This window comes from Chryseobacterium sp. L12 (assembly GCF_056133985.1).
On sequence record NZ_JBVYOF010000015.1, the window covers coordinates 103,617 to 118,394 of the forward strand.

General features: G+C 33.1%; 11 protein-coding genes and 2 pseudogenes. 8 read left to right on the top strand and 5 right to left on the bottom strand.

Annotation, left to right across the window (positions count from 1 at the left end; genetic code table 11):
* Window positions 1–39: 39 nt before the first annotated feature.
* Window positions 40–3,180 carry a glycoside hydrolase family 2 TIM barrel-domain containing protein gene (locus AC0NBN_RS09555; RefSeq protein WP_160812626.1) on the bottom strand — a complete coding sequence of 1,047 codons (3,141 nt, stop codon included), beginning with the start codon at window positions 3,178–3,180 and terminating at the stop codon, window positions 40–42.
* A gap of 393 nt (window positions 3,181–3,573) precedes the next feature.
* On the opposite strand from AC0NBN_RS09555, the gene AC0NBN_RS09560 reads away from it, so the two are divergent.
* Both AC0NBN_RS09560 and AC0NBN_RS09565 read left to right on the top strand, forming a co-directional pair.
* The gene (locus AC0NBN_RS09560) at window positions 3,574–4,365 is read left to right on the top strand and encodes a DUF2797 domain-containing protein (RefSeq protein ID WP_160812627.1); all 792 of its coding nucleotides are present in this window, start codon (window positions 3,574–3,576) and stop codon (window positions 4,363–4,365) included.
* A gap of 27 nt (window positions 4,366–4,392) precedes the next feature.
* Window positions 4,393–6,900: a hypothetical protein gene (locus tag AC0NBN_RS09565; RefSeq protein WP_160812628.1), complete on the top strand. Its 2,508-nt coding sequence runs from the start codon at window positions 4,393–4,395 to the stop codon at window positions 6,898–6,900.
* Window positions 6,901–7,000: 100 nt separating this feature from the next.
* Here AC0NBN_RS09565 and AC0NBN_RS09570 read toward each other — a convergent pair whose 3' ends face one another.
* The gene (locus tag AC0NBN_RS09570) at window positions 7,001–7,345 is read right to left on the bottom strand and encodes a hypothetical protein (protein ID WP_160812629.1); all 345 of its coding nucleotides are present in this window, start codon (window positions 7,343–7,345) and stop codon (window positions 7,001–7,003) included.
* A gap of 185 nt (window positions 7,346–7,530) precedes the next feature.
* Here AC0NBN_RS09570 and AC0NBN_RS09575 point away from each other — a divergent pair, with 185 nt between their 5' ends.
* The gene (locus AC0NBN_RS09575; protein ID WP_160812630.1) at window positions 7,531–7,722 is read left to right on the top strand and encodes a hypothetical protein; all 192 of its coding nucleotides are present in this window, start codon (window positions 7,531–7,533) and stop codon (window positions 7,720–7,722) included.
* 139 nt (window positions 7,723–7,861) lie between these two features.
* Window positions 7,862–8,905, top strand: a complete 1,044-nt coding sequence (locus AC0NBN_RS09580) for a PA0069 family radical SAM protein (protein ID WP_160812631.1) — start codon at window positions 7,862–7,864, stop codon at window positions 8,903–8,905.
* Window positions 8,906–9,257: 352 nt separating this feature from the next.
* Here AC0NBN_RS09580 and AC0NBN_RS09585 read toward each other — a convergent pair whose 3' ends face one another.
* Together AC0NBN_RS09585 and AC0NBN_RS09590 are read right to left on the bottom strand one after the other, a co-directional pair.
* Window positions 9,258–9,743: a hypothetical protein gene (locus tag AC0NBN_RS09585; RefSeq protein WP_160812632.1), complete on the bottom strand. Its 486-nt coding sequence runs from the start codon at window positions 9,741–9,743 to the stop codon at window positions 9,258–9,260.
* Between the two features lie 8 nt (window positions 9,744–9,751).
* On the bottom strand, window positions 9,752–10,123 hold the full coding sequence (locus tag AC0NBN_RS09590) for a helix-turn-helix domain-containing protein (protein WP_160812633.1): 372 nt from the start codon (window positions 10,121–10,123) through the stop codon (window positions 9,752–9,754).
* Window positions 10,124–10,436: 313 nt separating this feature from the next.
* Here AC0NBN_RS09590 and AC0NBN_RS09595 point away from each other — a divergent pair, with 313 nt between their 5' ends.
* The 4 genes and pseudogenes from AC0NBN_RS09595 to AC0NBN_RS09610 form a co-directional block, all read left to right on the top strand.
* Entirely contained in the window at window positions 10,437–11,555 is a 1,119-nt protein-coding gene (locus tag AC0NBN_RS09595) for a TlpA disulfide reductase family protein (protein ID WP_160812634.1), read from the top strand.
* Between the two features lie 22 nt (window positions 11,556–11,577).
* Window positions 11,578–13,149, top strand: a complete 1,572-nt coding sequence (locus AC0NBN_RS09600; protein WP_160812635.1) for a vitamin K epoxide reductase family protein — start codon at window positions 11,578–11,580, stop codon at window positions 13,147–13,149.
* Window positions 13,146–14,330 carry a DUF6625 family protein gene (locus AC0NBN_RS09605; RefSeq protein ID WP_474468259.1) on the top strand — a complete coding sequence of 395 codons (1,185 nt, stop codon included), beginning with the start codon at window positions 13,146–13,148 and terminating at the stop codon, window positions 14,328–14,330. Before AC0NBN_RS09600 ends, AC0NBN_RS09605 begins: the two co-directional genes overlap by 4 nt.
* Window positions 14,327–14,635: pseudogene (locus tag AC0NBN_RS09610) on the top strand (cysteine peptidase family C39 domain-containing protein); the annotation flags it as partial. The gene AC0NBN_RS09605 and the pseudogene AC0NBN_RS09610, both read left to right, overlap by 4 nt.
* A 6-nt stretch (window positions 14,636–14,641) precedes the next feature.
* Here the strand turns inward: AC0NBN_RS09610 and AC0NBN_RS09615 are convergent.
* Window positions 14,642–14,778 (bottom strand): annotated as a pseudogene (locus tag AC0NBN_RS09615) (IS1380 family transposase); the annotation flags it as partial.

A 14,778-nucleotide genomic window follows, 5' to 3' on the forward strand; every position in this document is an offset into this window, starting at 1 on the left:
GTAGCGGAAGGCGGATAAAGCTGCCCTAAAAATTCTGTTTTATTTACCTATATTAATTTGAATGTACGTTCTGATTTCCCATTCATTTCCATTGGGAAAGCCAATTGCAGTGGGATCAGGAACCCAGTTTCCTGCACCGTCAATTGTTTGTGTCGGGTTGTATCTTGGGGAGTATTGGTCTAGCGTTCTGTAGGTTCCTCTGATTCCGATTCTCGTTCCAGGAAGAATCCACCAATCCGGTTTTCCGATTTCAAGAGATAAATCTCCCATTAACTGCATCGGGAATGTCTGATTGAAGTCTCTGTGGAAATCGTATGGTCCCCAATCGTTGAATTTAATTCCAGAAATAAATTTCATTTTTTTGTAGATGGTTCTTAGGTCTAGACCGAATCGTTCTACTTTTCGAGGGTCGCTTCCGTTTGCCTGACCTGTTCCTCCATAAATGTTGGCAATTACCCCGAAATCGTGCGATATTTTGGAAACAATTCTGGCGTTGGCTTCCCAAAGATCTGCAGCTGGAGCTGCACCTGGAAACGCAAACAACGATCTTCCGTCTCCTAAAATACCGATAGCAGCATCTTGAGTGGTTGGTAAATGTCTGTACACAAACCCCGCACTGAATGCAAATGGTGCATCTTCTGTTCTGTCGCTATCCCAAGCGTACATCCATGTTGCAGGAGTAGGATCATAGGTAAACAAAATTTCTCCTGCGGTTTGTTTTCTATTCACTCTTACTACAAAAGGATCTTGAAGAATGTTTCTTGGTCTTCCTGGAGCTGCTGCTGTGGCAGGAATTGGCCCTTCGATGGGTTCTTGCCAAAGGAAATTGGGTGCGATTTCAAAGTTTCCTATTTTGTAGGTAAAACCTGTAAGGAAATTGTATTGGTTACCGCTTCCGGTATCTTTTAGTCTCCAACCGGTGAAGGTCTGCGTTTGATCCCAACCTCCGTTAGCAACCAATCCCATTGCAGAACCTTGTGCGTACCAGTTGAATTTTCCTCCGGTGTAGGTAAGTTTGGCTTTTCCTCCCCAGTTGTCATTACCATTAATTTGGTCTTGATAGATGTTTCCGTCTCTGTATAATTGGAAGTCTCTGCCGTTAAGCGGCTGACCTGCCCAAATACCTCCTAAATCTACTGCAAACTTGCCGAATTTTCTTTGTACGGCTAAAGTTGCTCTTCTGGTTTTTGGCTGAGGAACAGCAAATGAACTTTGAGAATCTCCTCTTTGGTCTACATCTTCGTGGAAAATCCCTGTAAAATTGAATTTGCCTAAGTTTTTAGAGTATTTCACTAAAAATGCCGGGTTGGCTCCCCACCAAAGCTCTGGTCCAAAAGCGATCTTTAGACCGTTTAGTTCTTTTTTACCTGTAAATTCAAAACCAAAAGGAGCTTCACCATTGTAGATATCAATCATTTGCCCATAGTTGGCTTCAGGATATAGGTTAAAGAAATCTCCTTCATAAGCCCAATGATAATGACCTGTTCTGTAGAAACCGTGCAAGTCGAAATTTTTGTGATTCCAGTTGTAACTTGCGCTATAGACTTGTACTCTGTTCAGGTCTCTCATCTCGGTAATGGTTCCGTCGGCATTCATTACTTTGATAGGTCTGCCTCGGTTTTCGTAGAAAATCTGATCGATAGGATTTTCTGCTACATTTCCTAAAATGTTGAAATTGACATTGGCTCTCATATTGGGTGCAGGATTTCCTTCAATTCCTACGAAATAAGATTGCATATGATCAAAACCCTGTTTATTGGGGTATTTGGTATAAGCATCTGATTTGTCTTTTGGGGTTTCTGTAAGACTTCCGCCTGTATTAAATGTGGTGAAATCTGCTCTAAGCTGGCTGATTCTAATCAAATCAGTACTTTCCCCTTTTAAAGCGGCTTTGTCTCCTCTCGCACGAAGTTGAGCATCGGCAGTATTTACATTTCCGAAATAAGACTGCACAGGATTTCCAGATCTGGAAGCACTAGTGTTGTAAGGATTAAACTGATGGATTTCCTTCAAAGTATAATACGCCGCTCTTGGATACAGTTGGTAATGACCCGTAGCATCGGTTTTACCTTTGGCACAGATACCGAACCATTCTTCGTTCATATTGTTTTGTCCCTGTTTGAAATCTTTGATATAGCCGCCGTTGCTCCAAGAAGCATTAGAATCATGAACTTCCAGATTTTCGGTTTGTTTGTACTTCCACCATCCATCGCTAAACTGGAACGTAAAACCACCTATGGAGTTTCCAGCTTTTCCCATTCCCGCTGCATTTTCGTAGATTTCCTGCCAATTCCCCTTAAGATAGTAGGCTTGTGCATCCTGATCTTCCTGCTGAGAAAGTTCGTTGAAGGCATCTGCTCCGAACTCTGTAAAAAGTACCGGTTTTCCGTATTCTTTTTTCACTCTATCGAACAAATCGGTAAAAGAAACACCACGGTAAGAATTGATTCCGAGAATATCTACATCTTTACATTCATCATTAATAATGTTTAGGAACAATAAATCGCCATTACAAATCGCCACCGGAACATTTCCGTCCAACGATTTCATTTCTTTAGCTGCATCGTTCATCAAACGATACATAGGCCGTCCTCTTTTTTCTCCAACAAATTTTTTCTGTTCTTCATCATCTGGAAAATCTTCAGTTTCTGCACCTTGCCAAAATAAACCATAGTTATTTTCGTTTCCTAATAAATAGAGTAATAAGCCTGGTGTATTCTTGTATTGAGACGCCAGTTGTTTCACTTCCTTCATTAGAAGCTCTTGAGTTTTAGCATCATCATAATGGGTAACGGGTGTCCAAACACCGTCAATAGTAAGTCCGTATCTTCCGAAGGAGTGATTGAGCATCGTATAAATGCCATAGTTTTCATAGATATAGGTAATCCATTTTTTGGGAATTCCTGTATATACACGGATTGCATTTACATTCATATTTTTCAGCAATGACATTTCATCATCCAATGCTTTTCTGATGAAATCATCTGACTGAGTCCAGAATGAATAATTATAATTAGTTCCTACCGGGAAGTAATCCCAATTCATACCATTTACAATAAAAGGCTTCCCGTTGACTTCTAATTTTTGTCCGTTTAAGTCATTTACTACTTCCACTTTTTGAAATTGGGAGTAATAGATATGAGTGCTTAAACAAACTAAAAAAAGTAATATTCTTCTCATGATTTATATAATTTTTTTAAGTTTTATTATGCTGTCTTAAATAAGCGCTGTCATATTATTCTTTAAGAATCTTAACATGCCTAATTTAAAAATGTTAACAATTAGTTCATAAATCTTATATATATACATTTAATATACAACAATTAAAATATTGAAAAACAATTATTTACAATTTAAACACAATAAAATTAACTTATAAAAAGAACTTTCTATACATTAATATGAGAACAAAAACCAAAAGTATTTAGCTGATATTTTAACATAAAACCTACTCTAAAAAAGATTTATTCTCAATCCCTTAAAATTTTAGCTTGGGATTACCATGTTATTTTATGTGAAATAGAACAAATCAAAGTAGATTTTAATTTCTATATTTATTTAAAATTTTAAAACATGCAGTTTCAGGGACAAATATTAAAAATGACGAGCTTCAATGACGAGCCTATTCAGTATTATCTTAATCTTTCCAATGATTTGATTCACATGAATGAGCTGTTCGGGAAAGAATTAACCATAAGACATATTGGTTACCAATGCGTCAATTGCGGATTAGACAAAACAGTTTACAGAATGGGATTCTGCAAAAGCTGTTTTTTTGAAAGCCCTTATGCAAGTGATACGATCATTCGTCCTGAACTTTCTACTGCACATCTTGGAATTGCGGAACGGGATTTGAATGTTGAGAGAGAAATCCAACTGCAGCCACATACCGTATATCTGGCTTACACAGGTGATGTGAAAGTAGGGGTAACAAGAAACACCCAAATTCCGACACGATGGATTGATCAGGGAGCGACTTTTGCTCTTCCTATTGCCAGAACAGAAAACCGCTATGAAGCAGGCATGATAGAAGTCGCCCTAAAACAACATGTTGCAGATAAAACAAGCTGGAAAAAAATGCTTCAGGATGACTTTGAAGGCGAAATGGATTTAGCAGATTTTCAGCAGAAGATTAAAGAATACTTTCCTGAAGATTTCCAAAAATTTTATTCGGAAGGAGAAAATCTCTGGAAGTTTGATTATCCTTTTGACAAACCTGAAAAAGTAACTTCTTTTACACTGGATAAAAACCCTGAATTTACAGGAAGACTTACCGGAATAAAAGGGCAGTATTTAGCTTTTGAAGGCGGAAATTTTATGAATGTAAGAGGACATGAAGGATATTTAGTAGAATTGAAAATCTAATAATTTAATGAAAAACAAGATATAATCATGAAAAAACCTTGGGTTAAGAAGCTTTTTATTGGCTTTGGCATATTGTTGGGAATAATTTTACTGGCAAATTTTGGCTTAAATATCTGGCTCAAAACCCAACTTCCAGACTATATTAAGAAAAATACGGATTACCGAGTAACTTATAAATCTTTGAATGTAGACTTGGGAACAGGAAATATTCTTGCAACCGGAGTTACTGTTAATAATAAAAACCCAACAAATACTTCGGTTATAGGACTTCAGGGAACGATTGATACGCTAAAAATAAGTCGTTTCGGGATCTACGATGCTGTGTTTAATAAAATAATCAGCTCCAATGATCTTTTGCTTTCTAAACCCAACTTAAATATTATTCTTCCAAAACCTGTTGACGAAAAAACAGGTAAAAAGCCCAATCCGGTTAAATTTGAAAACATCAGAATCAATGACGGAACTATTGCTGTTTTCCGTCATACCAGACAAAAATTCGTTGGTGTGGAAGAGCTTAATCTCTATGTGGAAAACCTTCAATTAACGGAAGAATCTGTTGAAGAAAGACTTCCTGTAATTTTTGACCAGTATAAAATTAAAGGAAAAAATTTCTTTTTTCAGCCCGATGATATTTATGAGCTTAAAATCGCTAAAATTGCAACCACCAACGGTCAAATTTCTGTTGAGAATTTTCATCTTCAACCGCTGATTTCATTTGAGCAGTTTAAGAAAACATATCCTGAAAAATCTAAAATGTTTCAGTTTATGGTTCCCAAGATGACTTTCAAGGATATTTTTCTCAAAAAAAATAAAGTTTCTCTCGCCAACGCCATCTTTGTAAACCCATTTATAAGAGCTTATGACACCGGTGTCTCGGTTAAAAAGGCAGTAAAGAAAAAAAGTTTTGAACTTGATCTGAAAAATGTAAAGGTGAGCCATGCAAAAATACAAATGGTGAAAACGAATGCAAAAGATTTCTTTTTTGCACAGGATCTGAATATGGACATTTCCGAATTGCAGATGACTAAAGAGAGTTCGGAAGAAGTGATTCCTGTTTTATATAAAGATTTCAAAATTTCAGGAAACGGAATCTATTACAATGACCAACAGAATCTGTATGCAGAAAGTTTCAGTTTAACACCCAAAAGCGGTCAGATTAAAAACATTATCGCCAAGCCTACAAACTCTGATCTGGTAATGGATTTTAAAACCAACCTGATAAAATTCAACATCAATACGTTTGATATTAAAAATAAAAAACTCAATTTGGATGTAAATGATATTTTTATTGATGGCGTAAACGGTAAAATAGCTTCTTCAAAAACGCCACAAAAAAAGAAAAATTCAGCAAAAGGAATTCATTTTCCCGTTAAAATTGGAAAAATTGATCTTAAAAATTCCAATATTACTTATGAGAGTAACCAGCAACCTTTAAGTCTCAATAATCTTAATGCTTCCATTGAAAATCTTGAACTAACAGATAATTCTGCAAAAGACGGAATGGCTGTGAAGGTAAAAAATTATCATATTACTGCAAACGATTTCAGTTACAAAACTAAGTTCTATCAAATGAAAACGGCTGCCCTGAGTTTAGATCAAAATAAACTTCAGATCAATCGTTTTGCAATGATTCCGCTTGTATCAAGAGCGGAATTTATAAGAATGATTCCTGTAGAACAGGATCTGTATGATATTAAAGCAGATCAGATCTCTGCGCGGGGCAACTGGGATTTATTTTCCGAAAATAAATCATTTTATGCATCACAAGTTATCATTCAGTCTGCAAATGCCAATATTTTCAGAAGTAAAATTCCGGAAGATGATCCGAAAATAAAGCCTTTATATTCAAAGTTATTGCGAACCATTAAAATTCCCATGTTTGTCACCAATCTTCAACTTAAAAATTCGACTTTAGAATATGAAGAAGACACTCCGAAAAGCAGTGGCCCTGGAAAATTGACTTTCAGTAATTTTAATATGAATGTTAATAATCTCAATTCTGCAAAAATGAAGGGGAAACCCACTCAGGTTAGTATAAAGATTGACTGTAAGTTTATGAATACATCGCCGTTGGCGGTAAACTGGACTTTTAATACTGCTGATCAGAGTGACCGTTTTGCGATTTCAGGAAATTTAGACAATATTCCGGCTGTCGCACTAAATTCGTTTATTGTTCCTTATATGAGTGTTTCGGCAACAGGATCTATTCAGCAAATGCTTTTTAACTTTAAAGGCAATCCGGAGGGAATCGGTGGAACATTCAATATCAAACACAAGGATTTAAAGATCTCTGTTTTAGACAAAAAAAGCAAAGAAAAAAAGAATCTCCTAAGTGCGGTTGCCAATATCTTTATTAAAACAGACTCCGGTCAGTTTCCCGAATCTGTGATCGTAGAAGGTGTGGAAAGAGATCCTACAAAATCTTTTTTCAATATGTTTTGGAAAGGTGTGGAAAGTGGTTTGAAAAAAACTTTATTAGGAATCAATCCCGATAAAGCTAAAAACAATACGAAAAATGAGTCTTCAAAAAAATAAAAATAGCTAAAACCTGAATTATACCGTAGAAAAGTTTAAAATAAAACATCCCGAAAGTGAATATTTCGGGATGTTCTTTTATGCTAATATGAATTAAAAATTAGTACTCATCGCTTTCTTCAATAGGAATATCTCTTAGGAAAGCATCAAATTCCTGACCCGGATAATTGCTGTCTGCTCCATAAGAATCAAGAATGATTCCTATGTTTTTTTCGGTATCCTGCACTACATACAAAACAGCATTATCATCAGGATTACTCGGACCTTCAAACCTGTATGTTTTTACAATTCTAAGCTCGTCCGGCTTATAGTTTTTGTCTGATCCTTCATATTTCATTTCGCAGTCTTCATTCATTCTGAATTCTCTGTGAATTCCTCTTTGTCTTAAAGTTTCCATGACACCGGTAAGCGTTGTCATTCTGTCTATGTTTTCTGAACTTTCCATAATAATATTTTTTTATGTTTAGTACAATTTTTAAACCATAAAACACTGAAAGCATTATTTTGATAATTAACAAAATTTATCATTCATTAAAAAACAAAAAGGTATATTATTTGATATAGTTTGAAACAGATCGGTAATATTTCTTTAAATCTTATTGATCTTGGAACATTAAATAATATCTACATATGAAAAAAGAAGTAGGAGTTTTACTGGCAGGAGGCGTAGGACTTTTGGCAGTTTTGAGTTTTTTTGGCGTAAAAAAAATATTATCTAAGAAAAATAGAAAATATAACGACTATTACTCTGATTATCACAGACATTTTGACAACAAAAACCCTGATGATGATCATGGAATAGAATTTTATGCCCTTAAGTAGCGACCCGTAAGAAATAGTAAGAATATAATTTTTTTAAAATCCGGAATCATTTTTTGATTTCGGATTTTTTGTGGAAAACTATCCTGTTAAAACTTATTATTTTCAATACTTCTAAACCTATTTTTACGTTTATAAAAATATGCAGAACGAAAATTTCAAAAAAGGTCAAGGAGCGCAACGGAATGTTAATAACCGTTTCGACAGATTTACCTATGAACCTGATGATGAAGATTTAGAATCCATAAAAACTACTTTCACGGAGATTTTTCCTAAAACGATTGTCAATAAGGTAAAAAGCGAAGATTTGCCTATGGAATATTCAATGAATCCTTATCAAGGCTGTGAACACGGCTGTTCCTACTGTTTTGCAAGACCTACCCACGAATATTGGGGTTACAGTGCAGGAATTGATTTTGAAAGAAAAATAATGGTAAAAAAAAATGCTCCGGAATTGCTGGAGAAATTTTTCAAGAAAAGAGGGTACCAACCTTTTCCGATTCTGCTTTCCGGAAATACAGACTGCTATCAACCTGCCGAAAGACAATTTGAAATTACCAGACAGCTTTTACAGGTTTGTCTTGATTACCGAAATCCTGTGAATGTTTTAACGAAAAATGCTTTGGTGCTGCGGGATTTGGATATTTTAAAACCGATGGCAGAACAGAATTTAGTTTCTGTATCTCTTAGTATTCCGACCATAAACGAGGATCTGCGCAGAAAGATGGAACCACGTACGAGTTCTGCGAAAAACAAACTGAAAGCTATTGAAATTCTCTCTGAGAGCAAAATTCCAACTCATGTTATGGTTGCACCAATCATTCCGGGACTTAACAGTGATGAGCCTTTAGCTATTTTAAAAGCTATTTCAGAAGCAGGCGCACAAAGTTTTGGTTACACATTGGTAAGGCTGAACGATACGGTAGAACCTGTTTTTGTACAATGGATTGAAAATGCATTTCCTGATCGTGCACAAAAGGTTTTAAATTTAATAAAGTCTATGCATGGCGGAAAACTGGGCGAAAAAAGATACTTTGACCGACAGAAAGGTGAAGGAAATATTGCTGAAATGATTCACAATACTTTTAAAATCGGCAGAAAGAAATTCTTTGAAGGAAAAGAGTTTCCGAAGCTTTCAACGGATGGCTTTACAGGGACGAAGGAGCAGCAGCTGAGGTTGTTTTAGAATTATTTGCAATAAATATACGTTCTAAGTACATTTTACACGTTCGCTAAATATCACAATATGTTACCAACTCCTCTTTACACGTTTATCTATATCAAATTCTACGTTCCGAAGTTCTCTTTTGAGGTTACTGATTTGTTTTTTGATGTTCGAAACCCCAAAATATACATTGCCAAACCCCGAAATATATTTGCTGAATGAGTGCAGATCGATGCAGCATATATCATGATGTCAACCGCAGATCTCCCTTGTTCTACAATAAAGATAATTTGTGGTAATCAATACAATTGTATCACAAAAAAGCTCTTTTGCGGGGTAACAAAAAAGCTTTTTTGTGGATATTGAATATCGTTTAGCTTTCAGAAGATGGATTTTCGGTATTTTTTGAGGTTTTGGCAAAAAACTGCTTCAGATCGCTTTGTTTGGTTTCATACCCTGCTTCAGAAGTGGCAGCCTTGTAGGTAGTGTATGCGTAATCTGTAAGAGCAGCCTGAAAATTGTCGTAATCATAAAGAATTTTAGCGTTGCCCAATCGGGTAGTAAGACTTTCTAAACGAGCGATAAAACCTTCTAATACCTGACGAGATGAATAGTCGCTATTAAACTCTTGCCAATCTACCTCTGGTGCAGCAAGAGAGGGTTGGTTTTTACCGTAATCATAGACTTTGTTAACGAACAGTTTATTTTGTTCATTAATGCTTCCGTATCTTCTTCGGTCATCTGCGGTGAGATTTATATTGATTGCAGACAAGGCATTTTCTAATGCTAATATGGCAGCTTGAGCATCGGCAATTTGCTGGGAATTCAGGTGGGTGTTGTTAAGATTGGTGATTGACATAAGTGTTTTTATTTTAGTTGTTCTTTAAGCTGTATATTTTCTTTTTTTAAAGATTCGTTTTCTTGTTCTATTTTTTCAATGTATTTTTTTTGAGTTTCTAAGAAGAAATCGGGTACATTAGAATATGTTATATTACTCCCAGAATGATCATGGAAAGTAGAGTTCTCAAATTGAAAAGAAAATTTGTGATCCTGATTTTTGATTTCCTCCACAGAAACCTCTAATATTTTAGCCATTTTTTCCCATTCTTCGTCATGTATTTTTACTTCTCCCCGTTCTTTACGAGAATAATTAGAAGTATCGGTTCCTAAAATTTTTGCCATTTGTTCTTGCGAAAATCCTTTTTGTTTTCTTTGGTTACGAAGCTTATGCTGTATCATTTGAATGTTTTAGATTAGCAAATTTGCACAATTTGTACACAATCTGCAAAAAAATTACCAAAAAATTGCAAATTATTAAGTGTGGTATTATGATTATTATTTTTAGTTTTGAAATGTTAAAATAATTTAAATAATTCTATTATGAAAAAAATGAATCTTAAAGCTGCAAAAGATAGCTTAACTAGAAGTGAAATGAGAAGTATCATGGGAGGTAGTGGTGGTACTGGATGTGCATCAAGAGGAGAGGCTTGTTACACGGCTAACAAAAGCTGTTGTGGTGGGCTAACGTGTGTAACTTGTAATGCACATCGTCATGATTATTGTTGGAGCTAAAATGAAAACTTTATTTATTGCTTTAGGGATTAGCATAAATATATTTGGTCAGAATAGTTCTAAATCTTTTGAAATCAAAGGGGTTGTTAAACCTTCTGTAACAAAAGCAGACTCTATATATTTAGAGCCTGCTTTCATTGACACATCATTTTACGAAAACAAATCTTTCATATCCAAAATTGAAAATAACAATTTTACTTTTACCGGAAAGATTTCTTATCCTATAGGTTTGTTTTTAAGTTTTCAAAATTCCAATGGAGGCTATGCAATGACCCAAATGATACTCGTAGATAAAGGGAATCATACTCTTTCAATTGACGAATTTATTCCTAATAAGTATTATAATCTTTCAAATTCAGAAATTAATACTGAACTAAATAAAAAGTTTTTGCCTCAGTATTATAAGATTCTTCAAGATGAAGAACTTGCTGTTGAAGATAAAAATATTGTCCAAGAAAAAGATTATAAAAAAATTAGAAGAGAATTCAATGAAAAGAAAATCCAATATCTATTGGATTATACAAAAAAATATCCTAATTCTTATATAAGTCTATGGTTCGCAATTGAAAGATATTCTGTTATAGGTTATAATGATAAATTTTTAGACATTTATAATTATCTATCCCCAAAAATTAAAAAAACAAGTACAGCAAAGGTTTTTATTAAGAAACTCAATGAAAAAAATTTTGAAGATAAGATTACAAAAATCTCTTTAAAAGATTATAATGATGTAAAGAAAAATGGATATAATTTAGACACAAAATATACATTAGTCGATTTTTGGTTTTCCAATTGTGGACCCTGCTTAATAGAAATGCCAAAGTACAAAGAATTATATTCAAAATATAAACGACGCAGCTTTGAAATCATAGGTATTTCAACAGATAGAACTTCAAATAAAGGAAATTGGCGAAAAGTAATTAAAGAAAAAGAACTCATTTGGAGGCAATATTTGGATGAAAATGGTACGGAAGCGAAGAAATATAACATTAATAAGTTTCCAACAACATTTTTGTTAGATTCAGAAGGAAAAATTATCAAAAAAGATATTTCTCCTGAAGAGTTAGAACAATTTCTTGAAGAAAACTTAAAAAACTAAAACTTAAATTTTAACATTACTTATGGCATCTGAAAACTTAGAAGCAGTAATTTCTTATGCTCAATCTCAAAGTATATCACTAGACAAAGCAGAATTTGAATTTCAAATAGAATCTCATCCAGATTATCCTAGTTTGTTGGCATTTTCAGATGCTTTTTCTTTTTTTAAAATACCAAATATGGCTGCAAAAATATTTGCAGATCAGATAGAAAACCTGCCTAATTCTTTTGTGGCTTTGTTAGGGGAAGATAGAAAAGAAAATTATCTAGCTCATATTACTGAGAAAAATGGGCTATATCAATTTACCTATGAAAAACAAACGAAAAAACTCAACATCAAAGAACTAAAACAATACTGGAGAGATGTGGTTCTTTTAGTAGAAAAGCCAGAAGATTTTCTAAATTCAAAATCTAAAAATAATAATGCAAGACAATCTTTTATTTCTATTTCGTCGTTATTTATACTAGGAATTATTTATTACTTTTCAGGATCATTATTCTCGGTTTTATTTAGTGCGATTTCGATGGTTGGAATTTTTTTTTCGGTAGAAGCATTAAAAACAGAACTTGGCATAGAATCTAAAGTATCAAAAAACATGTGTTCCATTGTTGCTAATGCTGATTGTAGCAATGTAATCAATTCTAACAAAAATACTTGGCTGAAAAACATTAAAATATCTGATATTAGTATTTGGTTTTTTGGTTCACAATTATTATCTCTAGTTTTATTTTCAGTTCTTGGTACAATAGAAAGTTATTTCTTGCTATTGCTTTTTGAGTTAGTTTTAGCAATACCGATGACTTTGTATTCTATTTATTTTCAATATGAGATTGAGAAAAAATGGTGTCCAATTTGTCTTAGTATTATTGCTTTGGTATATCTACAATTCTTGCTTTTGGCAATTAATTATTCTTTTTTATTCAGTTTTAATTTAAAAGATGTTTTACTTTTTGTTTTCAGCTTATGTGTTATTGCCCTTTCTGTTTATATGATAAAACCGTTATTGTTAAACATAAAAAATTTGAAAGAAGAAAATATAAAGAACCTACGTTTTAAAAGGAACTACAGTGTATTTAAAAACACTCTAAAAAAAGATGACCAACAGTTTTTTGAACATGAAAATATTGTTTTGGGGAATCCAAATGCCAATCTAAAAATCTCTATTATTACTAATCCGTTTTGTAGTTACTGCAAGGAAGCTCATGAAATTTTGCATCAAATACTATCAAAGTATGAAGAGAATCTAAACATTTCAGTTCGGTTTAATTATAATGAAGATTTTGATAAAAAAAACAAAAAATTATTCTTAAGATTGATAGAAATACATCGGGAACAAGGAGGTTTAGAATTTTCTGATGCTTTAAGTTTTTGGTTTGAAAATAAGAATATGCAACAATGGCTTTCAAAATATGGTGAACCAAAAAATAATATAGAAATTGAAAAACTGTTGAAAAAAGTGGGAGATGAAAATATACAGAAAGAATTAAATTTCACACCAAATATTTTTATCAATCAATTCAAGTTTCCACAATTTTACGAAAGAAAAGATTTAGAATATTTTATCTCAGAATTAATAGATGATGATTGTTTATGAAAAGCATTTGCTTAATTAATGTTTTTTTTGGAGAATTTCCATGGTATTTCAATTTGTTTTTAAAGTCATGTAGTACAAATCTTACTATTGACTTTTTAATTTTCACCGATCAAAATTTGCCATCAAATGCACCACCAAATGTGAAGTTTATTCCTTTTTTGTTAAATCAGTTTAATGATCTAGCATCGCTTAAACTTGGTTTGTCCATAAACATCAAATATGCATACAAACTTTGTGATTTCAAACCAGCTTATGGAATTATTTTTTCCGATTATTTAAAAAACTTTGAATATTGGGGCATTACAGATATTGATATCATCTTTGGCAGAATTAGAGAGTTCATCACAGATGAAATACTTACTACATATGAAGTGATTTCTGTGAGAAATGATTATCCTACAGGATCTTTCATGATTTTTGAAAACAACGATAAAGCAAATTGGCTCTTCAAAAAAAGTAAAGATTACGAAAAAATATTTACATCTAACAAACATTTTTGTTTTGACGAATGCAATTTTGTACATCAATATTTAGAAGGCGGTGGAGATATCTTTGAAATAGAAACAGAAATTGAATCCATGCATCATGTTTTAATGAGAGAAATGCGGAAAGAGAGTTTAAAAGCACATTTTGATTTTTTAATCATAGAAGGTTTACCTGGAAAATTATGTTGGAATAATGGTTTTTTGTCTTTCAAAAACGAATTTGAAGTTCTGTATTATCATCTTATTTTATACAAATGCAATATATACAGCAGGAAAAAACATTGGCAAAACATACCAAATAAATTTCAAATTCATAAACACATCATTATTAAGTCTGGAATTTTTTCAAAACTTACTTATTTTTGGATAGAAAATTTTTCCGTTTTTTCTAAGAAATTAATAATAAGATTAGATGCTTTTATTTCTAGAAAAATAATATGTAGAAAAGCTACTGACTTAGAGAGTGGAATTTTTAATAACGGTAATCAAAACAGAATACTTAATAAAGATTCTGAAAACAATTTTTCACTTTCATTTTCAGAAATGATGCACTCTTTTGTTATCTTCAAATCAATTTTCAAAAGAAATATTTATTACCTTGATAAAAGTTCTATGATTTACTACAAAATTGATAAAAATAAGAATCTTATAGAAATTTCAAAAGATGGCTCAACTTTTAAATTTGAAAGGATTTGAAATTATTCCCAAATTACCTTCAACCCGATGCCAAAGACTGCGGTCCCACATGTCTCAGAATCATCAGTAAACATTACGGCAAAAGCATTTCTTTGCAGCAAATTCGTAATCTTTCGGAGACGACTCGTGAAGGAAGCAGTTTAATGGGTTTAAGTGATGCAGCAGAAGACTTAGGTTTCCGTTCTCTAGGAGTTCAGATTGATTTTAATACGCTTACTTCTGAAGTTCCTTTTCCCTGCATTGTGCATTGGAACAAGCAGCATTTTGTTGTTGTTTATAAAATTGATAAGAATAATAATGTTTATCCCAAATCACGCAGTTGATATTTTTTGAGATAAGGCTATGGGGTAATCCCAAATTCCGAAGAACCATTTTCTGCGTTTTTTGGTGAGTGCAATCTTCAGTTTGAGTGTGTCACCTACTTTTTCAAAGTAAGCTCCGATAGCTA

Coding starts and splice junctions, on each gene's coding strand:
- AC0NBN_RS09555 (WP_160812626.1), bottom strand. CDS start 3,180: ATGAGAAGAATATTACTTTTTTTAGTTTGTTTAAGCACTCATATCTAT.
- AC0NBN_RS09560 (WP_160812627.1), top strand. CDS start 3,574: ATGCAGTTTCAGGGACAAATATTAAAAATGACGAGCTTCAATGACGAG.
- AC0NBN_RS09565 (WP_160812628.1), top strand. CDS start 4,393: ATGAAAAAACCTTGGGTTAAGAAGCTTTTTATTGGCTTTGGCATATTG.
- AC0NBN_RS09570 (WP_160812629.1), bottom strand. CDS start 7,345: ATGGAAAGTTCAGAAAACATAGACAGAATGACAACGCTTACCGGTGTC.
- AC0NBN_RS09575 (WP_160812630.1), top strand. CDS start 7,531: ATGAAAAAAGAAGTAGGAGTTTTACTGGCAGGAGGCGTAGGACTTTTG.
- AC0NBN_RS09580 (WP_160812631.1), top strand. CDS start 7,862: ATGCAGAACGAAAATTTCAAAAAAGGTCAAGGAGCGCAACGGAATGTT.
- AC0NBN_RS09585 (WP_160812632.1), bottom strand. CDS start 9,743: ATGTCAATCACCAATCTTAACAACACCCACCTGAATTCCCAGCAAATT.
- AC0NBN_RS09590 (WP_160812633.1), bottom strand. CDS start 10,123: ATGATACAGCATAAGCTTCGTAACCAAAGAAAACAAAAAGGATTTTCG.
- AC0NBN_RS09595 (WP_160812634.1), top strand. CDS start 10,437: ATGATTATTGTTGGAGCTAAAATGAAAACTTTATTTATTGCTTTAGGG.
- AC0NBN_RS09600 (WP_160812635.1), top strand. CDS start 11,578: ATGGCATCTGAAAACTTAGAAGCAGTAATTTCTTATGCTCAATCTCAA.
- AC0NBN_RS09605 (WP_474468259.1), top strand. CDS start 13,146: ATGAAAAGCATTTGCTTAATTAATGTTTTTTTTGGAGAATTTCCATGG.